General features: G+C 71.6%; 17 protein-coding genes and 1 pseudogene. 10 read left to right on the forward strand and 8 right to left on the reverse strand.

The features are described 5' to 3' along the window. The first annotated feature begins 18 nt into the window (after nucleotides 1-18). The 6 genes from ACF1A1_RS34670 (at nucleotide 19) to ACF1A1_RS34695 (ending at nucleotide 5,334) form a co-directional block, all read left to right on the forward strand. Entirely contained in the window at nucleotides 19-1,830 is a 1,812-nt protein-coding gene (locus tag ACF1A1_RS34670) for a phosphatidylglycerol lysyltransferase domain-containing protein (protein WP_392005418.1), read from the forward strand. Nucleotides 1,831-2,017: 187 nt separating this feature from the next. Then, on the forward strand, nucleotides 2,018-3,028 hold the full coding sequence (folP, locus tag ACF1A1_RS34675; protein ID WP_392005420.1) for a dihydropteroate synthase: 1,011 nt from the start codon (nucleotides 2,018-2,020) through the stop codon (nucleotides 3,026-3,028). Then, a complete protein-coding gene (locus ACF1A1_RS34680; protein WP_392005422.1) occupies nucleotides 3,025-3,528 on the forward strand; it encodes a nuclear transport factor 2 family protein in 504 nt (167 codons plus the stop codon). The genes folP and ACF1A1_RS34680 overlap by 4 nt, the downstream gene beginning before the upstream one ends. Nucleotides 3,529-3,811: 283 nt before the next feature. Further along, nucleotides 3,812-4,171, forward strand: a complete 360-nt coding sequence (gene folB, locus ACF1A1_RS34685) for a dihydroneopterin aldolase (RefSeq protein ID WP_392005423.1) — start codon at nucleotides 3,812-3,814, stop codon at nucleotides 4,169-4,171. After that, on the forward strand, nucleotides 4,168-4,779 hold the full coding sequence (gene folK / locus ACF1A1_RS34690; protein ID WP_392005425.1) for a 2-amino-4-hydroxy-6-hydroxymethyldihydropteridine diphosphokinase: 612 nt from the start codon (nucleotides 4,168-4,170) through the stop codon (nucleotides 4,777-4,779). The genes folB and folK overlap by 4 nt, the downstream gene beginning before the upstream one ends. 69 nt (nucleotides 4,780-4,848) lie before the next feature. Then, nucleotides 4,849-5,334 carry a DUF3180 domain-containing protein gene (locus ACF1A1_RS34695; RefSeq protein WP_392005426.1) on the forward strand — a complete coding sequence of 162 codons (486 nt, stop codon included), beginning with the start codon at nucleotides 4,849-4,851 and terminating at the stop codon, nucleotides 5,332-5,334. Nucleotides 5,335-5,431: 97 nt separating this feature from the next. On the opposite strand, the gene folE is transcribed toward ACF1A1_RS34695, so the two are convergent. From folE to dacB, 6 genes are all read right to left on the reverse strand, one after another. Continuing rightward, nucleotides 5,432-6,037, reverse strand: coding sequence for a GTP cyclohydrolase I FolE (folE, locus tag ACF1A1_RS34700; RefSeq protein ID WP_392005428.1), 606 nt, complete (start codon nucleotides 6,035-6,037; stop codon nucleotides 5,432-5,434). 143 nt (nucleotides 6,038-6,180) lie between these two features. Continuing rightward, nucleotides 6,181-8,220, reverse strand: coding sequence for an ATP-dependent zinc metalloprotease FtsH (gene ftsH / locus ACF1A1_RS34705; protein WP_392005430.1), 2,040 nt, complete (start codon nucleotides 8,218-8,220; stop codon nucleotides 6,181-6,183). Nucleotides 8,221-8,402: 182 nt separating this feature from the next. Continuing rightward, the gene (gene hpt / locus ACF1A1_RS34710; protein WP_392005580.1) at nucleotides 8,403-8,963 is read right to left on the reverse strand and encodes a hypoxanthine phosphoribosyltransferase; all 561 of its coding nucleotides are present in this window, start codon (nucleotides 8,961-8,963) and stop codon (nucleotides 8,403-8,405) included. Nucleotides 8,964-9,024: 61 nt separating this feature from the next. After that, on the reverse strand, nucleotides 9,025-10,077 hold the full coding sequence (gene tilS / locus ACF1A1_RS34715; RefSeq protein WP_392005432.1) for a tRNA lysidine(34) synthetase TilS: 1,053 nt from the start codon (nucleotides 10,075-10,077) through the stop codon (nucleotides 9,025-9,027). 224 nt (nucleotides 10,078-10,301) lie between these two features. Beyond that, entirely contained in the window at nucleotides 10,302-11,432 is a 1,131-nt protein-coding gene (locus tag ACF1A1_RS34720) for a zinc-dependent metalloprotease (RefSeq protein WP_392005434.1), read from the reverse strand. 510 nt (nucleotides 11,433-11,942) lie between these two features. Next, nucleotides 11,943-13,589, reverse strand: coding sequence for a D-alanyl-D-alanine carboxypeptidase/D-alanyl-D-alanine-endopeptidase (gene dacB / locus ACF1A1_RS34725; protein WP_392005436.1), 1,647 nt, complete (start codon nucleotides 13,587-13,589; stop codon nucleotides 11,943-11,945). Nucleotides 13,590-13,668: 79 nt separating this feature from the next. Between dacB and ACF1A1_RS34730 the strand changes: the two genes are divergently transcribed. Both ACF1A1_RS34730 and ACF1A1_RS34735 read left to right on the forward strand, forming a co-directional pair. Then, nucleotides 13,669-14,160: an inorganic diphosphatase gene (locus ACF1A1_RS34730; RefSeq protein ID WP_121791090.1), complete on the forward strand. Its 492-nt coding sequence runs from the start codon at nucleotides 13,669-13,671 to the stop codon at nucleotides 14,158-14,160. A 114-nt stretch (nucleotides 14,161-14,274) separates the two neighbouring features. Continuing rightward, nucleotides 14,275-15,936 carry a threonine/serine exporter ThrE family protein gene (locus tag ACF1A1_RS34735; RefSeq protein ID WP_392005438.1) on the forward strand — a complete coding sequence of 554 codons (1,662 nt, stop codon included), beginning with the start codon at nucleotides 14,275-14,277 and terminating at the stop codon, nucleotides 15,934-15,936. A 133-nt stretch (nucleotides 15,937-16,069) separates the two neighbouring features. Here the strand turns inward: ACF1A1_RS34735 and ACF1A1_RS34740 are convergent, their stop codons facing one another. After that, complete coding sequence (locus ACF1A1_RS34740; RefSeq protein WP_392005440.1) at nucleotides 16,070-16,993, reverse strand: DedA family protein; 924 nt, start codon at nucleotides 16,991-16,993, stop codon at nucleotides 16,070-16,072. 131 nt (nucleotides 16,994-17,124) lie between these two features. On the opposite strand from ACF1A1_RS34740, the gene ACF1A1_RS34745 reads away from it, so the two are divergent. Then, nucleotides 17,125-17,490 (forward strand): YbjQ family protein, encoded by a 366-nt coding sequence (locus ACF1A1_RS34745; RefSeq protein ID WP_392005441.1) that lies wholly within the window; start codon nucleotides 17,125-17,127, stop codon nucleotides 17,488-17,490. A 15-nt stretch (nucleotides 17,491-17,505) separates the two neighbouring features. Here ACF1A1_RS34745 and ACF1A1_RS34750 read toward each other — a convergent pair whose 3' ends face one another. Further along, complete coding sequence (locus ACF1A1_RS34750; RefSeq protein ID WP_392005443.1) at nucleotides 17,506-18,270, reverse strand: MerR family transcriptional regulator; 765 nt, start codon at nucleotides 18,268-18,270, stop codon at nucleotides 17,506-17,508. A gap of 223 nt (nucleotides 18,271-18,493) precedes the next feature. On the opposite strand from ACF1A1_RS34750, the pseudogene ACF1A1_RS34755 reads away from it, so the two are divergent. Continuing rightward, a pseudogene (locus ACF1A1_RS34755) lies at nucleotides 18,494-19,775 on the forward strand (ion channel protein). Nucleotides 19,776-19,785 lie beyond the last annotated feature (10 nt).

Consider the following 19,785-nt stretch of genomic DNA (forward strand, 5'->3'; position numbering starts at 1 on the left):
GTCAGGGAAGATGGGGAAATGTCGGGCGGGGTTCCGAGCCGATCAAGCCGGGTGCGCAAGCTGATCCGGGGCCCGCGCCCCGAGTCCGTCCCCGCCCTCGTCGGCAGAGCCTGCGCCCTGGTGGGTCTGCTGGACGTCGCCGCAGGAGTCTTCCCGCGGTTCCGGCACAGCCGTATGCACACCCTCGCCGAGGTGCTGCCCGGCGCGCTCGGCCCGTTCGCGGCCGCGCTCTCGCTCAGCGCGGGCGTCCTGCTGCTGCTCCTCGCGCACGGTCTCAAGCGCGGCAAGCGGCGCGCGTGGCGGGCGGCGGTCGCCCTGCTCCCGGCGGGCGCCGTCGCGCAGTTCACCTACCGGCACTCGGTCGTCGGCGCGCTCATCTCCGTCGCGCTCCTGATACCCCTGCTGGTCCACCGCGACCAGTTCAGGGCCCTGCCCGACCCGCGCAGCCGCTGGCGGGCGCTCGCCAACTTCGTCCTCATGGGCGCGGGGTCGCTCCTGCTGGGCCTGGTCATCGTCAGCGCCCACCCCGGCCGCCTGATCGGCGATCCCAGCCTGGCCGACCGCATCACCCACGTCCTGTACGGCCTCTTCGGCTTCGAGGGGCCGGTCGACTACCAGGGCAACACCTCCTGGACGGTCGCCTTCTCCCTCGGCGCCCTCGGCCTGCTCACCGCCGTCACCACCATCTACCTCGCCTTCCGCCCCGAACACCCGGCCGCCCGCCTCACCGAGGACGACGAGGCCCGGCTGCGGGCCCTGCTGGAGAAGCACGGGGGCCGCGACTCCCTCGGCCACTTCGCCCTGCGTCGCGACAAGGCCGTCGTGTTCTCCCCCAGCGGCAAGGCGGCGGTGACCTATCGCGTCGTCTCCGGCGTGATGCTCGCCAGCGGCGACCCCATAGGCGACGTCGAGGCCTGGCCCGGCGCCATCGAGCGGTTCATGGACGAGGCCAAGGCGCACTCCTGGACCCCCGCGGTCATGGGCTGCTCGGAGACGGGCGGCGAGGTGTGGACCCGGGAGACCGGCCTCGACGCCCTCGAACTGGGCGACGAGGCGGTGGTGGACGTCGCGGATTTCTCGCTCGCCGGCCGCGCGATGCGCAACGTGCGTCAGATGGTCAAGCGCATCGAGCGCGCCGGTTACGAGACCCGGGTACGACGTGTCCGTGACCTCGGCGAGGCCGAACTGGAGCGCGTCCGGCGCGCCGCCGAGGACTGGCGGGGCACCGACACCGAACGCGGCTTCTCGATGGCCCTCGGCCGGGTGGGCGACCCCGCCGACGCCGACTGCCTCATCGCCACCGCCCACAAGGCGGACGCCGAACCCGGGCCCTACGGCGACCTGAAGGCGATCCTGCACTTCGTGCCCTGGGGCACGGACGGCGTCTCCCTCGACCTGATGCGCCGTGACCGCTCGGCCGACCCGGGCATGAACGAACTGCTGATCGTCGCCGCGCTCCAGGCCGCCCCGAAGTTCGGCATCACGCGCGTGTCGCTGAACTTCGCCATGTTCCGCTCGGCGCTGGCGCGCGGCGAGAAGATCGGCGCGGGGCCGGTGCTGCGCGCCTGGCGCGGACTGCTGGTGTTCCTCTCACGCTGGTTCCAGATCGAGTCGCTGTACAAGTTCAACGCCAAGTTCCAGCCCCGCTGGGAGCCCCGCTTCGTCGTCTACCGGGCCTCCGGCGACCTGCCCCGCATAGGCTTCGCCGCCATGCAGGCCGAGGGCTTCGTCAACCTCGCCCTCCCCCTGCCGCGCTTCCTGCGCCGCCGTTCCTCCCCCGCACGCGCGTGCACGCACCAGTTGGCGGAGCGGGACATGCGGGCGGCCTGAGCCGTGTCTTCCGGATCATCCCGGCGCCGCAGCCCCGAGTCGGGCCGATCCGGAAGACGCGAGCCGGCCGCGACGCACTGGGGCCCTCGCCGGGAAGACCGGCCCGGGTGGAAGCCTCGCCCCCCAGCCCCGGGGCTTCCGCCCGGGCCGCACGATCGTGGTCCCCTCCGGGGCCTACGCTGAACGTATGAGCAAGCAGAGCGGACGCGGGCGCGTCGCCGGCCTTCCGGAATGGGACCGCAGCGCGGTCATGGGAGTCGTCAACGTCACCCCCGACTCCTTCTCCGACGGCGGCCGCTGGTTCGACACGACGGCCGCCGTCAAGCACGGCCTGCAACTGGTCGCCGAGGGCGCGGACCTCGTCGACGTCGGCGGTGAGTCCACCCGCCCCGGCGCGACCCGCGTCGACGAGGCCGAGGAACTCCGCCGCGTCATCCCCGTCGTCCGCGGCCTCGCCTCCGAGGGCGTCGTCGTCTCCGTCGACACCATGCGCGCCTCCGTCGCCGCCCAGGCCCTCGCGGCCGGCGCCGCCCTGGTCAACGACGTCAGCGGCGGCCTCGCCGACCCCGAGATGGTCCCGGTCGTCGCCGACGCCGGCGCGCCCTTCGTCGTCATGCACTGGCGCGGCTTCCTGGAAGGCGGCAACGTCAAGGGCGTCTACGACGACGTCGTCCGCGAGGTCGTCGACGAACTCCACGCGCGCGTGGACGCCGTCCTGGCCGGCGGTATCGCCCCCGAGCGCATCGTCGTCGACCCCGGCCTCGGCTTCTCCAAGGGGGCCGACCACGACCTCTCCCTGCTCGCCCACCTCGACCGGCTGCACGCCCTGGGGCACCCCCTGCTGGTCGCCGCCTCCCGCAAGCGGTTCCTCGGCCGCGTGCTGGCGGGGCCGGAGGGCGCACCGCCGCCCGCCCGGGAGCGCGACGCCGCCACGGCCGCGGTCTCCGCACTCGCGGCGTACGCCGGAGCGTGGGCGGTGCGCGTGCACGAGGTGCGCGCGACGGCCGACGCGGTGCGGGTCGCGCGCGCCGTGGAAGGGGCGCGCATGTCAGCGGAGGCACCCCTCACCGCGACCGAGTACGAGGCGCACTCCCCGGCAGGCGCGCCCGGCGCCCAGGCCCCGCACGCCCCCGCTCCCGGGTCGGCGCACGCCCTCCAGACCCCGCACACCCCCGATGGCGCAGAAGGAACCCGGTGAGCGCCCCCCACACCGACGTCGAGCAGGTCGAGGCCGCCAACACCGCCTTCTACGAGGCGCTGGAACAGGGCGACTTCGAAACGGTGTCCTCACTCTGGCTCACCCCGGCCGACCTGGGCGTCGACGAGGAGTACCACGATCCGGCGGACGTGGGCGTGATCTCCTGCGTGCACCCGGGCTGGCCCGTGCTCACCGGCCGTGGCGAGGTGCTGAGGTCGTACGCGCTGATCATGGCGAACACCGACTACATCCAGTTCTTCCTCACCGATACGCATGTGTCCGTCACCGGTGACACCGCCCTGGTGACCTGCACCGAGAACATCCTCAGCGGCGGCCCCGCCCCGGAGGCCGGCGAGGAGCTGGGTCCGCTCGTGGGCCAGCTGGTGGTGGCCACGAACGTGTTCCGCCGCACACCCGACGGCTGGAAACTGTGGTCGCACCACGCCTCCCCGGTCCTGGCCGAGAACGACGAGGAGGAGGACGAGGAGAGCCCCTCCTGAGCGGGTGCGCGACACGGTGGGTGAACCGCGCCGCCGCGCCCGCGGGGACCCACGGGGACGAGGAAGTGGTTGGAATCACCCACCGTGGGTAGGCGCGGCTACCGGTCCGTGAGCCGCCGGGTTCCCCAGGGGAAACGTACGGTGAAACCTGCTGACGCCGACCGGGCCGACGCCCCCCATGACCCGGTCCTGTCGGTGCTCGCAGGTAGATTCGTTCGAGGCCGGTGTGCCGCCCGCACACGGTACGGACCGGCCGTCACCGACGATTGCAGGAGTGATTCGCGTGGATCGTGTCGCGCTGCGCGGCCTGAAGGCCCGCGGGTACCACGGCGTGTTCCCCAAGGAGCGCGAGGAGGGCCAGACCTTCATCGTGGACCTCGTCCTCGGCCTGGACACCCGTCCGGCCGCGGCCGACGACGACCTGGCGAAGACCGTGCACTACGGCATCGTGGCGGAGGAGGTCGTGGCCGTCGTCGAGGGCGAGCCCGTCGACCTCGTCGAGACGCTCGCCGAGCGCATCGCCCAGGTCTGTCTGAAGCACGAAGTGGTCCAGCAGGTCGAGGTCTGCGTCCACAAACCGGACGCGCCGATCACGGTCCCCTTCGACGACGTGACCGTCACCATCACCCGGAGCCGAGTATGACCGCGTCCTTCACCGAGGGTCACAGCGACCCGACCGTACAGCCGGTACCCGCCTCCGTCGTCGAGAAGGTCGACGCCGCCGACACCACCCTCCACAACCCGCAGCGGGCCGTCATCTCCATCGGCTCCAACCTGGGCAACCGGCTGGAGACCCTCCAGGGCGCCATCGACGCCCTGGAGGACACCCCGGGCCTGCGCGTCAAGGCCGTCTCCCCCGTGTACGAGACGGAGCCGTGGGGTGTCGAGCCGGGCAGCCAGCCCTCGTACTTCAACGCGGTCGTGATCCTCAAGACGACCCTGCCCCCGTCCTCGCTCCTGGAGCGGGCACACGCGGTCGAGGAGGCCTTCCACCGGGTCCGTGACGAGCGCTGGGGCGCGCGCACCCTCGACGTCGACATCGTCGCGTACGCCGACGTCGTCTCCGACGACCCGCACCTCACGCTCCCCCATCCGCGCGCACACGAACGCGCCTTCGTCCTCGCGCCGTGGCACGACGTGGAGCCCGCCGCCCAGCTGCCCGGTCACGGGACGGTCGCCGGCCTCCTCGAGACCGTCACACGCGACGGTGTGGCACCCCGCACGGACCTGGAACTCCGGCTGCCCGAGTAGTCGTTAAGGTCGACAGGACCAGAGTCCCGCGGACACCGCCCGCGGGATCGGGGGAACCGAAGGGACACCGTGAGAGAGCTGCGCATCAGGATGCTGGTCGGCGTCTTCGTCGTCGCCGGTGTCCTGTCCTGGGCGGGCGCCCGCCTCTGGAACTCGATCGGTACCCTCCCCAGCGTCCCGCTGGCCGCCCCCATCGTCCTCGCCGCGATCGCCGCGATCCTGCTGGCCACGGCCCTCTCGCTGCGCGCCCGCCTCAAGGCCCAGCGCGAACGCCGACCCGAGGCCAAGGGCGTCGATCCCCTGATGGCGGCCCGCGCGGTCGTCTTCGGCCAGTCCAGCGCCCTGGTCGCCGCCCTCGTCGCCGGCATGTACGGCGGCACGGGCGTCTTCCTTCTGGAGTCCCTCGACATCCCCGCCCGCCGCGACCAGGCCGTCTACGCCGGCTTCTCGGTCCTGGCCGGCGTCGCCGTCATAGCGGCGGCACTCTTCCTGGAGCGGGTCTGCAGACTCCCGGAGGACGACGACGACAGCACGGGGGCGGCTTCGGCGGCGTAAGGCGTGAACCGGCCGAGGCACAGACGCCGGCCGCCGGACGACCCCGGTACCAGCCGCCGGACGTCCCCGCCGCGGGGCTGCTGGGCTTCCCGCCGCGTCAGCGCGCCATGATCAGGCTCATCGCCTCGTTGCGCGTCGCCATGTCCCGCAGCTGCCCGCGCACCGCCGACGTGATGGTCTTCGCGCCGGGCTTGCGGATGCCCCGCATGGACATGCACATGTGCTCGCACTCCACGACGACGATGACGCCGCGCGGCTCGAGGATCTCCATCAGGGAGTCCGCTATCTGCGTGGTGAGTCGTTCCTGCACCTGCGGACGGCGGGCGTAGACGTCCACGAGACGGGCCAGCTTGGACAGGCCCGTGATCTTCCCGCTGGTGGACGGGATGTACCCCACGTGCGCGACACCCCGGAACGGCACCAGGTGGTGCTCACAGGTCGAGTACACCTCGATGTCCTTGACGAGCACCATCTCGTCGTGCCCCAGGTCGAACGTCGTCGTCAGCACGTCTTCCGGCTGCTGCCACAATCCCGCGAAGATCTCCTTGTACGCCCGCGCCACCCGCGCCGGGGTCTCCCTGAGCCCCTCACGGTCCGGGTCCTCGCCGACCGCGATCAGCAGTTCGCGTATGGCGTTCTCGGCCCGCTTCTCGTCGAAATCGCCGATGGAGCCCTCGCCGTCGAGCGTCACGGGGTCGGTCATTCTGGTGCCTCGTTCCTGAGCGGGTCGCGTGTGGATCACGCGTGGTGCGTGCGGCATGACCAAAATGCCGCGCCCCCCAGGCTAAAACCAGGGGGGCGCGGCATTCCATTCCGGGCCTGATGGGCCACCAGGGGCCCGGAGCGTCAGCTCTCCGGACGCTCCTCGGGGGCCGGCTCGGCCACCGGGGCCGGGTCCACCGCGGTGGACTTGGCGGTGGTGATCGCCGGAGACGCGCCGTTGGCACCGTTGGTCAGTGCGAGCTCCTTCGGAGAGAGCACCGGCGGTCGGGTGGACGGCGTGCGCCGCGAGGAACCGGTCCAGGCGGGCCGGGGCGGGCGCTTGACGATCGGGGCGAAGATCTCGGCGATCTCCTCCTTGCCGAGGGTCTCCTTCTCCAGCAGCTGGAGCACCAGGTTGTCGAGGACGTCGCGGTTCTCGACCAGGATCTCCCAGGCCTCGTTGTGCGCGTTCTCGATGAGCTTCTTGACCTCTTCGTCGACCAGCGCGGCGACCTCTTCCGAGTAGTCGCGCTGGTGGGCCATCTCACGTCCGAGGAACGGCTCGGTGTTGTCGCCGCCGAACTTGATGGCGCCGAGACGCTCGGTCATGCCGTACTGCGTGACCATCGCGCGGGCCGTGGCGGTGGCCTTCTCGATGTCGTTCGCGGCGCCGGTCGTCGGGTCGTGGAAGACCAGTTCCTCGGCCGCGCGGCCGCCCAGCATGTAGGCGAGCTGGTCGAGCATCTCGTTGCGCGTGGTCGAGTACTTGTCCTCGTCCGGGAGCACCATCGTGTAGCCGAGGGCGCGGCCCCGGGACAGGATCGTGATCTTGTGGACCGGGTCGGAGTTGGGGGAAGCCGCCGCGACCAGGGCGTGGCCGCCCTCGTGGTACGCGGTGATCTTCTTCTCCTTGTCCGACATGATCCGGGTCCGCTTCTGCGGGCCCGCCACGACGCGGTCGATGGCCTCGTCCAGCATGTGGTTGTCGATCAGCTTCCTGTCGGAGCGGGCCGTGAGCAGCGCCGCCTCGTTCAGCACGTTCGACAGGTCCGCGCCGGTGAAGCCCGGCGTGCGGCGGGCGACCGCCGCGAGGTCGACGTCGGGCGCGACCGGCTTGCCCTTCTGGTGAACCTTGAGGATCTCCAGACGGCCCTGCATGTCGGGGCGGTCGACCGCGATCTGGCGGTCGAAGCGGCCGGGACGCAGCAGCGCCGGGTCGAGGATGTCGGGCCGGTTCGTGGCGGCGATGAGGATCACACCGCCCTTGACGTCGAAGCCGTCCATCTCGACGAGCAGCTGGTTCAGCGTCTGCTCGCGCTCGTCGTGACCACCGCCGAGGCCGGCGCCGCGGTGGCGGCCGACCGCGTCGATCTCGTCGACGAAGACGATCGCCGGGGCGTTCGCCTTGGCCTGCTCGAAGAGGTCACGGACTCGGGAGGCACCGACACCGACGAACATCTCGACGAAGTCGGAACCGGAGATCGAGTAGAAGGGGACGCCCGCCTCGCCGGCGACGGCGCGCGCGAGCAGGGTCTTGCCGGTGCCGGGAGGCCCGTAGAGCAGAACGCCCTTGGGGATCTTGGCGCCGACGGCCTGGAACTTCGCAGGTTCCTGCAGGAACTCCTTGATCTCGTGGAGCTCCTCGACGGCCTCGTCCGAGCCGGCGACGTCCGCGAACGTCGTCTTCGGGGTGTCCTTGGTGATGAGCTTCGCCTTGGACTTCCCGAAGTTCATGACCCGGGAGCCGCCGCCCTGCATCTGGTTCATCAGGAACAGGAAGACGACCACGATGAGGACGAAGGGGAGCAGGGAGAGCAGGATGCCCACGATGGGGTTCTGCTTGGACGGCGACACGGTGTAGCCGTCCGTGATCTGCTTGTCCTGGTACTTGGTCTGCAGCGTGTTGGCGATGGTCACGCCCTGGTCGCCGATGTAGCTGGCCTGGACCTTCGAGCTGCCCTCGACCTTTTCGCCGTCCTTGAGCGTGACCTTGATGGTCTGCTCGTCACCGGTGGTGAGCTTGGCCGACTCGACCTTGTTGTCGTTGATCGCTGCCACGACCTGGCCGGTGTCCACCGTCTTGTAGCCGCCGGACGAGCCGACGACCTGCATCAACACGACCACGGCAAGGACGGCCAGCACGATCCACATGACCGGCCCACGGAAGTATCGCTTCACGTCCATCCATACGGAGCGGTGTCGCCCCGTCCCTCCTGCCATAGTGAGTTTGATAAGACAGTTCTTCTGACGGTACCCCAGCATTGGCACCCAAAGCCGCACGGGACGGCTGAGGAACCCGTCTGCATGCTTCAACGGTGTGAAACCCGCTGGGGTTCCCGATCGTCCTACAAGGGACTCCTTGTGGCTCAGCCGCCGTAGACGTGGGGCGCGAGCGTACCGACGAACGGGAGGTTGCGGTACTTCTCGGCATAGTCGAGGCCATAGCCCACGACGAACTCGTTGGGAATGTCGAAACCGACCCATTCGACGTCGATGGCGACCTTGGCGGCCTCGGGCTTGCGCAGCAGCGTGCACACCTTGAGCGAGGCGGGCTCGCGGGAGCCGAGGTTCGAGAGCAGCCAGGACAGGGTCAGGCCGGAGTCGATGATGTCCTCGACGATGAGGACGTGCTTGCCCTTGATGTCGGTGTCGAGGTCCTTGAGGATCCGCACGACACCGGAGGACTGGGTGCCCGCGCCGTACGACGACACGGCCATCCAGTCCATGGTGACGGGGGTGGACAGCGCCCGGGCGAGGTCCGCCATGACCATCACCGCGCCCTTGAGGACGCCGACGATCAGCAGGTCCTTGCCCGCGTACTCCGCGTCGATCTTCGCAGCCAGCTCCACCAGCTTCGCGTCGATCTCTTCCTTGGTGATGAGTACCTGCTTGAGGTCGGCACCCATGTCTTTCGCGTCCACCCGCATCACTTTCGGTCGTCCCACCGGCTGGCCGGCCCCTCCCCGATCTGCTCGGAGGGGTCGGGATTCAGCCTTGCCGAATCACCAGTCTGCCACCCTGCCGCTGGGCGACGACTTTGCCGGGGAGATTGATGGCCCCCTGGCCGCGCCAGCCGGTGATCAGCCGGTCGACCTCCTCGATGTGCCGGGCGAACAGCGAACCGGCCGGGGCGCCCGCCTCGATGGCGGCTCTCCGCAGGATGCGGCGGCGCACGGCGGGCGGGAGGGCGTAGAGCTTGGCGCACTCCAGCAGGCCCGCGGAGTCCCGTACGGCGGCCTCGGCCTGGCGGGCCCAGGCGTCGAGGGCGTCGGCGTCGTCACGGGAGAGCTGGGCGGTCCGGGCGAGGGCCTCGACGACGCCCTTGCCGAGGGCCTTCTCCAGAGCGGGCAGGCCTTCGTGGCGCAGCCGGGAGCGGGTGTAGGCGGGGTCGGCGTTGTGCGGGTCGTCCCAGACCGGCAGGGACTGGACCATGCAGGCCTTGCGGGCGGTCTGCCGGTCGAGTCCGAGGAAGGGGCGGCGGTAACGGCCGCCGGCCCCCGAGACCGCGGCCATTCCGGACAGGGAGCGGATGCCCGAGCCGCGGGCGAGGCCGAGGAGGACGGTTTCGGCCTGGTCGTCGCGGGTGTGGCCGAGCAGGACGGCGGCGGCGCCGTGGCGTTCGGCGGCGGTGTCGAGGGCGGCGTAGCGGGCGTCGCGGGCGGCGGCCTCGGGGCCGCCTTGGCGGCCGACGGTCACGGCAATGGACTCGACCGGGTCGAGGCCGAGTTCGCGCAGGCGCAGGACGACTTCCTCGGCGCGCAGGTCGGAGCCGGGCTGCAGACCGTGGTCGACGGTGATGCCGCCGGCGCGGATGCCGAGTCTGGGGGCTTCGAAGGCGAGGGCGGAGGCGAGCGCCATGGAGTCGGCGCCGCCGGAGCACGCCACGAGCACGAGCGGCGGGGCGGGGCGCTCGTGCGGGGGGACGCCCGGGGAGGCGTCGGGGGTGCCGGTGTGTTCCGTGCCGGCGTGTTCGATGAGGAGGTCGTGGAGGACGCGGCGGACCGCCAGGCGTATCGCCGCGACCGCAGGATGGGGACCCATGTCCGGTTCCCTTCATGAAGTTTTCGGGGGGTGATCCCGAGCTCGGTCACGCAGAGTGTGTAGATGGTGACAGAACCGGGCCGTTCCCCGAGCATTGCACGCCTGCACGGGGCTCACGGTCCCTCGGACGGGTGATTGCGGGGGCGTGTGCCTGCCGTCTGCCGGAATCCGGCTCACCGGGATTCACGACGGATCACGAGGGGATCACGCCGGGCCGTGGGCGCTCACGACTCGGCCTTGCGGTGCACCCGTGCGACCCAGTCCGCCGGTTTGGCGATCTCGGCCTTGGTCGGGAGGGTGTTGGGGGAGGTCCACACGCGGTTGAAGCCGTCCATGCCGACCTGGTCGACGACCGCCCGCACGAAGCGTTCGCCCTCCTTGTACTGCCGGAGTTTGGCGTCCAGACCCAGCAGCTTGCGCAGGGCCATGTCCAGCCGGGAGGCGCCCTTGGCGCGGCGCTGCTGGAACTTCTCGCGGATCTCGGAGACGGTCGGTACGACGTCTGGACCCACTCCGTCCATGACGAAGTCGGCGTGGCCCTCCAGGAGGGACATCACGGCGGTGAGGCGGGCGAGGATCTCGCGTTGGGCGGGGCTCTGCACGAGTTCGACCAGGGAGCGGCCGCCGTCGTCCTCCTCGCCCTCGGGGCGGCCGCCGGCGAGGGACTGGGCGGCTTCCCGGACGCGTTCCAGGAAGGTCATGGGGTCGACGTCGGTCTCGGCCAGGAACGACTGGATTTCACCCTCGAGGTGGTCGCGCAGCCAGGGCACCGAGGAGAACTGGGTGCGGTGCGTCTCCTCGTGCAGGCACACCCAGAGGCGGAAGTCGTGCGGGTCGACGTCGAGTTCGCGCTCCACGTGGACGATGTTCGGCGCCACGAGGAGGAGGCGGCCGCCGCCGTTGCCGCCGGCGGGCAGGTCGCGGGTGGGCGGGGCGAAGGTCTCGTACTGGCCGAGGACGCGGGAGGCCAGGAACGACAGCAGCATGCCGAGCTCCACGCCGGTGACCTTGCCGCCGACGGCTCCGAGGACCGTGCCGCCCGGGCCGTTGCCGCGGCGCTCCTGCATCTTGTCGAGGAGGGGCTTGAGGATCTCGCGGAAGCCGGCGACGTTCGCCCGGACCCAGCCGGGGCGGTCGACGACGAGGACGGGCGTGTCGTGGATCTCCTCGGTGCCCATACGAGTGAAGCCCCGGACGTGTCCCTCCGAGGCCTTGGCGTGCCGACGTAGTTCCGCGACGACGGCGCGTGCCTCGTCGCGGCTCACCTCGGGACCCGGCCGTACGAGCCGGGTCGCGGTCGCGACCGCGAGATTCCAGTCGACCATCCCGGAAGAGGCACCACCGATGCTCGTCATGTGTCAACCGTACGTGAGCGCTGCCGCTGGGGGCAGGTCGCGGGAGGTTGGTGGGGGGCGCGTCCGGGTTGGGGGCGGGGAGGTTGGGCGGGTGAGCGGTGTTGCGGGGGCCGTCGGGGTGGGGGTTGGGCCGGCTTGGTGGCCGGTGACCGCTGGGCCGGTGGCCACCGCCGACGACCCGGCCGGCACCACCGGCCGCCGACGACCCGGTCGGCACCACCGGCCGCATGCGACGGGTGCCGCCCGCGAAGGGACGGCCGGAGTGGTCGGGGCCACCACCGCGACACCCGCGGAGGGACGGCCGGAGTGGTCGGGGCCACCACCGCGACACCCGCGGAGGGACGGCCCGACTGCACCGGCCGGCAGCGGTGCGTCCGCCGAGAGGGTCGAGCGGTCGGGGGTGCCGTCGCGTTGGACCACAGGTGGGGACGAAGGCGTGGTCGCGCAGGCCGGCACGCCCCACCGGCGATGAGCGGCCCAAGGAGTGCCCGCCCCCTTACGGGCCCGGTCTCACCGGCACCCGCATCCCGCCAACGCCGTGGCCGCCCGGTCCAGTGCCGACTGGGCCGCGGTGGGGTCCGTGGTGTGGGAGGTGAGGAGGGCGAAGGCGAGGAGGCGGCCGTCCTGGTCGACGACGGTGCCGGCCAGGGTGTTGACGCCGGTCAGGGTGCCGGTCTTGGCGCGGACGACGCCGGCCGCGCCGTCGGTGTAGCGGGTGCTGAGGGTGCCGGTGAAGCCGGCGACGGGCAGGCCGGTGAGGGCCGGGCGGAGGTCGGGGTGGGCCGGGTCGCCGGCCTTGGCGAGGAGGGCCGTCAGGAGGTTCGCCGTCAGACGGTCCCCGCGGTCGAGACCGCTGCCGTCCCTGAACTCGACGCCGGTCATGGGCAGCCCGAGGCGCGACAACTGGGTGTGGATCGCCTTGCCGGCGCCGGCGAAGTCGGCGCGCACGCCGGTCGCGACGGCCGTCTGGCGGGCGAGCGCCTCGGCGATGTCGTTGTCGCTGTTGGTCAGCATGCGCTCGACCAGGGTGGACAGGGGCGGGGAGGAGACCGTGGCGAGGGTTTCCGCCCTCGCGGTCGCCTTCGACGGGCCGGGGGCCGTGGTCGTGACGCCGTGCGCCCGCAGGAAGTCCGCGAACTTCCGCGTCGCGTCGGCCGCCGGGTCCGGTACGCGGGTCACCGGGCCGCTCGTCGAGTCGTCGGTGCGGCCCTCGTCGGCGGTGAGGGCGGTGACGCGGGCGAGGTTGGGGTTGGCCCCGATGGGGTGAACTTCGGAACCGGCGTACAGGGTCGTGTCGTAGGAGAGCGTCGCCCGGGTGATGCCCCGTTTCTTCAGGGCGGTGGCGGTGGCGGCGGCGAGGGTGCGGAGGCCGGCGAAGCCCTCGGCGTCCGCGCGGGCGGTGAGGGTGGGGTCGCCGCCGCCGACCAGCACGACTTCCTTCGTGCCGGGTTCGAAGGCGACGCGGGTGGTGAGGCGGTGGTCGGCGCCCATCGTGGCGAGCGCGGCGACCGCGGTGGCGATCTTGGTGGTGGAGGCCGGGGTGAGCGCCTCGTCGGCCGCGGCGCCGTACAGGCGCCTGCCGGTGGCCACGTCGACGACCGCGGCCGTACGGCGGGCGCCGAGGGCCGGGTCGGCGAGAAGGGGGTCCAGGACGCGGGCGAGGGCGGTGGTCGCGGGGGCGGACTTCACGGTGGTCGTGGCGCCGCCGAGGCCGGTGAGGACGGAGGCGGCGCTGGGGGCGGGCCGCGGAGCGTCGGCCGCCGCACCGGACGTACCGGACGCTTCGGTCGTACGGCCGTGATCTCTGCCACCCGCCCGCTCCAGTGCGGCGGCCCGCTGGCGCTCGGCCGTACGCTGACCGGTGGAGTCCCAGGGGCCGGCGGCGGTCACCACGCCGACGGCCAGCGCCAGTCCGGCGGTCGCCGCACCCGCGGTGTACGGCCAGGCCCGGTCGGCCTTCGACCTCGTGATCCGCGCGAGCTGCGGTTTCGCCGCCTGCGTGAGCCGTGCGACCCGCGGCTTCGCGGCCGCCGCGGCGCGTGCGAGACGGGGTCGTACGATCCCTGCGGCCCGTGCCAGACGCGGTCGTACGGCGTCCGCGGCCCGCACCACATGCGGTCTCGCGGCCCGCCAAGGCCTCAGCTCTGGCACGACCACCAGCCCCTTTCGCGATCACACACCTGCGTGAGGGACACTTAACCACCAGAACTATGTGCTGATCATGGAGGAGCCACCGGTGGAGTTCGACGTCACGATCGAGATCCCGAAGGGTTCGCGGAACAAGTACGAGGTGGACCACGAGACCGGTCGGATCCGCCTGGACCGTCGACTCTTCACCTCGACCGCCTACCCGACCGACTACGGCTTCGTCGAGAACACCCTCGGCGAGGACGGCGACCCGCTGGACGCGCTGGTCATCCTGGACGAGCCGACCTTCCCGGGCTGCCTCATCCGCTGCCGCGCGATCGGCATGTTCCGCATGACGGACGAGGCCGGCGGCGACGACAAGCTGCTGTGTGTCCCGGCGACCGACCCGCGCGTGGAGCACCTGCGTGACATCCACCACGTGTCGGAGTTCGACCGCCTGGAGATCCAGCACTTCTTCGAGGTCTACAAGGACCTGGAGCCCGGCAAGTCCGTCGAGGGCGCCAACTGGGTCGGCCGCACCGACGCCGAGATCGAGATCGAGCGGTCGTACAAGCGCTTCAAGGAGCAGGGCGGTCACTGACCTCCTGTGACCGAGGGGCCGCACGCGTGCGTGTGCGGCCCCTTTCGCATGTCCGTGGAGGACGTCTGCGCATACTGAGGCCTACGGAATGTGTCGTTCAGGGAGCGTTGCTCAGTGACGGAGGCGGAGGACCGCAAGCCGCAGTCGGACGAGGCGAGGAGCACGTTCGATCCCGAGATCACCTCCGAGTTCGCGATCCCGCGGGGGCTGGCCGTGCCCCGGGTGGGGGGTGATCCCGAGACCACGTCGGAGTTCGCCGTTCCGGAGGGGCTGGACGCCCCGCAGCCGGCCTCGGGGGAGCCCGAGGGGTCGGCGTTCACTCCGCCGAGTACGTACAGCGCCCGGCACGCCCCGGTCGCGTTCACGCCCCCCGAGGGCATACCGGTGGTCAGCCTGACCAAGGACGTGCCCTGGCAGGACCGGATGCGCACGATGCTGCGCATGCCGGTGGCCGAGCGGCCCGCGCCGGAGCGGGTGCCCAAGGCGGAGGAGGGCGGTCCGGCCGTCCCGCGCGTGCTCGACCTGACACTGCGTATCGGCGAGCTGCTGCTGGCGGGCGGGGAGGGCGCCGAGGACGTCGAGGCCGCGATGTTCGCGGTCTGCCGCTCGTACGGGCTCGACCGCTGCGAGCCGAACGTCACCTTCACCCTGCTGTCGATCTCCTACCAGCCGTCCCTGGTGGACGACCCGGTGACGGCGTCACGGACCGTGCGGCGCCGGGGCACCGACTACACGCGGCTGGCGGCCGTCTTCCAGCTGGTGGACGACCTCAGCGACCCGGAGACGAACATCTCCCTGGAGGAGGCCTACCGGCGGCTCGCGGAGATCCGCCGCAACCGGCACCCCTACCCCACCTGGGTGCTGACCTCGGCGAGCGGGCTGCTGGCGGGCGCGGCCTCGGTGCTCGTCGGCGGTGACGTCATCGTGTTCGTGGCCGCCGCGCTCGGCGCGATGCTCGGCGACCGGCTCGCCTGGCTGTGCGCGGGGCGCGGGCTGCCGGAGTTCTACCAGTTCCTGGTGGCCGCGATGCCGCCGGCCGCGATAGGGGTCGCGCTGACGCTGACGCACGTCGACGTGAAGGCCTCCGCGGTCATCACCGGCGGACTGTTCGCGCTGCTGCCCGGACGGGCGCTCGTGGCGGGCGTCCAGGACGGTCTGACCGGCTTCTACATCACCGCGGCGGCGCGCCTGCTGGAGGTCACGTACTTCTTCGTGGGCATCGTCGTCGGTGTGCTGGTGATGCTGTACCTCGGTGTGCAGCTCGGCGCCCATCTCAACCCCGACGCCGCCCTCGGCGCCACCCCGCGGCCGCTGTGGCAGATCGGCGCCTCGATGCTGCTGTCGCTGACCTTCGCGGTGCTGCTCCAGCAGGAACGATCCACCGTGCTGGCCGTGACGCTGAACGGCGGTGTCGCCTGGTCGGTGTACGGGGCCATGCACGACGCCGCCGGCATCTCGCCGGTCGCCTCCACAGCCGTCGCGGCGGGGGTGGTGGGGCTGTTCGGGCAGTTGCTGTCGCGCTACCGGTTCGCGTCGGCGCTGCCCTACACGACGGCGGCGATCGGGCCCCTGCTGCCCGGGTCGGCGACCTATTTCGGGCTGTTGGCGATCGCGCAGAACGAGGTCGACGCCGGGTTGGTGTCCTTGACGAAGGCCGCGGCGCTGGCCATGGCCATCGCCATCGGGGTCAACCTGGGCTCGGAGATCTCCCGGTTGTTCCTGCGGATCGGCTCCGCCGAGAAGAGGCGGGCGGCCAAGCGGACGCGGGGATTCTGAGCGGCGGCGCCGTCCGAGCCGGTGGCCCGTGCCGATGGGCGGCTGCGGGTGCCGTGTTGTGTGTCTCACCCGCGCGGCGGGGCCGCATGGCGATGCGGCCCCGCGCCCCTTGGGCGTTGGCCCTCGGGGCGTTTCAGTAACCCTGGTTGTGCGGGTACTGGCCGTTCTGGTGCTGCTGGCCGCCGTACGGCTGCTGCTGGGGCTGCCAGTCCTGCTGCTGCGGGTACGGCTGCTGGGGGTAGGCCTGCTGCTGGGGGTACTGCTCGCCGTAGTACTGGCCCTGGTCATAGCCCTGGGACCGGTCGTAGCTCTGCTGCTGCGGCTGGTTGCCGTACGGCTCGTGCTCGTCGATGCGGCGGAGCTGGGTCGTGGCGTCGTCCATGACCGGCGCGTGGGCCTGGGACTGGGCGGGGCCCGAGGGCTGTTCCGCCGCCGCGCGCTTCTTCTTACCCCGCTCGCGCACGTACTCGATGATGATCGGGACGACGGAGAGGATCACGATGAGGACGAGGATCGCCTCGACGTTCGTCTTGATGAGCTCGATCTGGCCGAGCCAGTAGCCCGCGAGGGTGACGCCCGAGCCCCAGGCGATGCCGCCGATGATGTTGTACGACAGGAACGTGCGGTACTTCATGCTGCCGGCGCCCGCGACGATGGGCGCGAAAGTGCGCACGATGGGCACGAAGCGGGCCAGGACGATCGCCTTGGGGCCGTACTTCTCCATGAACTCGTGGGCCTTCTCCAGGTTCTCCTGTTTGAAGAGCTTGGAGTTGGGCCGGTTGAAGAGCCGGGGACCGAGGAACTTGCCGATCATGTAGCCCACTTGGTCGCCGACGACGGCGGCGATCACGATGAGCGTGCAGACCAGCCACAGGGGCTGGCTGATGTACTGCCCCTCGGCCACGAAGAGGCCCGCCGTGAACAGCAGGGAGTCGCCGGGGAGGAAGGCGAAGAGGCCGGACTCGGCGAAGACGATCAGCAGGATGCCGGGGAGGCTGAAGGTCTCGATCAGGTAGTCCGGGCTGAGCCACTCGGGGCCTAGCGCAAGCGTGGTCACGGGGATGTGGCTCCTGCTGTGGGGTACGGGCTGGGACTGGCTGCCCAAACGTATCAACGCAGCCGACTCTCCCCAGGTTCCATGGGGCTCCCCAGGATGCACTGTGCCCCCGATTGGGCAAACCTGTGGGCATGGGCATCGAGGAATACGGCGGCGGGCAGGGCCCTCAGCCGGACGTACTGGTCGTCACCACGAACGACGTACCCGGACACCGGGTCGAGCAGGTCATCGGTGAGGTCTTCGGGCTGACCGTGCGCTCGCGGCACCTCGGCAGCCAGATCGGGGCGGGTCTGAAGTCGATGATCGGCGGTGAGCTCAGGGGCCTCACCAAGACCCTCGTCCAGACCCGCAACCAGGCCATGGAGCGTCTGGTCGAGCAGGCACGCGCGCGTGGGGCCAACGCCGTACTGGCGTTCCGCTTCGACGTGACGGAGGCCGCGGACGTGGGGACCGAGGTGTGCGCGTACGGGACGGCGGTGGTCCTGGCCCGGGAGTGACCCCGGGCCGCGACCTCACGACGCGGTGTGCCGGGCCGCGTTGGCGGCGATCGCCTCCTTCAGGTGCTCGGCGAGGCCCGGGCGCATGGAGTCGTAGAACGCCTTGAAGCGCTCGTCGGCGACGTACATCTCGCCGAGCCCCTGGTGCACCTCGTACGGGCACTCGTAGAACCACCCGCAGATGTGCTGCCGGTGCTCCTCGGCCAGGTCCATGGCCGCCTCCGCGGTGGGCGGTTCACCGGCGGCCATGACGGCGTCGTAGCGCTCGCTCCAGGCGGCCACCTCGGCCTGCATGCGCTTCCAGTCGTCCTTGGTGTAGCCGGCGGCCCGGCGCTGCGACTCGGCGTAGGCCTCGGTGCCGCCCCAGCGCCGTTCCGCCTCCTCGGCGTACTGCTCGGGGTCCTTGTCGCCGAAGACCTCGAAGCGTTCCTCGGGGGTCAGGTTGATGCCCATCTCGCGTGCCTCCATGGCGTGCTCCACGGCCGCGGCCATCTTCCGCAGCTTCTCGATCCGGGCGGTCAGCAGTTCGTGCTGGCGGCGCAGGTGCGCGCGCGGGTCGACGTCCGGGTCGTCGAGCAGGGTCGCGACCTCGTCGAGCGGGAAGCCGAGCTCCCGGTAGAACAGGATCTGTTGCAGCCGGTCGAGGTCGGCGTCGCCGTAGCGCCGGTGACCCGCGTGGCTGCGCTCGCTCGGGACGAGCAGGCCGATGTCGTCGTAGTGGTGCAGGGTGCGCACCGTGACTCCGGCGAAGCCGGCCACCTGTCCGACGGAGTAGCTCACTTCGTCCGCTCCCTTCTCGGTACGCGCTCCACAGTGGGTCCTCACGTGACGTGAGGTGCAAGCCCGGTTCTCTCGCCGGTTTCCTCTCCGGCTCTTCTCCGGTCCCGCTTCGGGCTCTCTCCGGCTTCCCGCCGGTTTCCCTCCGGCTGCCCGCCGGCTTCTCTCCCGCTTCTCTCCGGATGTTGCGTCAGATTTGCACCCTTTGTCCGCTTATCGTGAGCCCGTGGCCCAGGACACCCCGCGGCAGGCGCTCCCCGCTCCGGCGACCCCGGCGCGCGCCCTGTCGGCGTCGATCCTGCCCGCTCTGGTCGTCGGGGTGGCGGCGAGTCTGCTGCTCCTGCTGGTGAGCGCCGCGGCCGAGCGGCTGCGGGACGTGCTGTGGCGGAGCCTGCCGGACGCGCTGGGCGTGGGCCGTTACTCGGTGTTGTGGATGCTGGTCGTGCTGACCGCGACCGGGGTGCTGGTCGGGCTGGTGGTGTGGAAGGCGCCGGGGCACGCGGGGCCCGACCCGGCGACCACCGGGCTGGACGCGCCCGTGCTGCCGCCCGTCGTCCTGCCGGGCCTGTTGCTGGCGACGATGCTGATGCTGGCGGGCGGGCCGAGCCTCGGTCCGGAGAACCCGGTCATCGCCGTGAACGTCGGGCTCGCCTACTGGCTGGGCCGGCGGCTGCTGCCGCGGATGCCGGGCGGGGTGTGGCCGGCGCTCGCGGAGGCGGCGACGATCGGCGCGCTGTTCGGGACACCGGTGGCGGCGGCGCTGCTGATCTCCGAGGCGCTGGCGGGGCGGCGGACCGAGGGGCCGCTGTGGGACAACGTGTTCGCGCCCCTCGTCGCCGCCGCGGCCGGGGCGATGACGACCACCCTGGTGGCGCGGCCGGCCTTCGACCTGCGCCTGCCCGCGTTCGGGCGGCCGGGCTGGGGCGACCTGTCGGCGGCGCTCGTGCTCGCCTCCGTGGGCGCGCTGCTCGGTATGTGCGCCGTGCGCGCCCTTCCGTACGCCCACGGCGCGTTCGCGCGGCTGCGGCACCCCCTGGTGGCGCTGCCGGCCGGCGGGCTGGTGCTGGGCCTGCTGGCGGCTCGGCGGTCATCTGACGCTCTTCAAGGGGATGGACGAGATCGGGGAGCTGGCGCGCGATCCCGAGGGCTGGTCGGCGGGAGAGTTCGCCACGATGACGGTGGTGAAACTGGCGGCGCTGGTGGTGGCCGCGTCCTGCGGCTTCCGGGGCGGGCGGATCTTCCCGGCCGTCTTCGTCGGTGCCGCCCTCGGTCTCACCGCCCACGCGCTCGTGCCGGCGGTGCACCCCGCGGTGGGTGTGGCGGCGGGCGTACTCGGTGTGCTCCTCGCCATCACCCGGCAGGGCTGGGTGAGTCTGTTCGTCGCCGCCGTCCTGGTCTCCTCACCCGCCGTCCTCGCCCTGCTCTGCATCGCCTCGCTGCCGGCCTGGCTGCTGGTGACGGGGCGGCCGCAGATGCAGTTGCGGGAGGACGGAACCCCGGTCCGTTGAGCACCGTTGA

This window comes from Streptomyces sp. NPDC014995, assembly GCF_043080745.1.
Classification (GTDB): Bacteria; Actinomycetota; Actinomycetes; order Streptomycetales; family Streptomycetaceae; genus Streptomyces.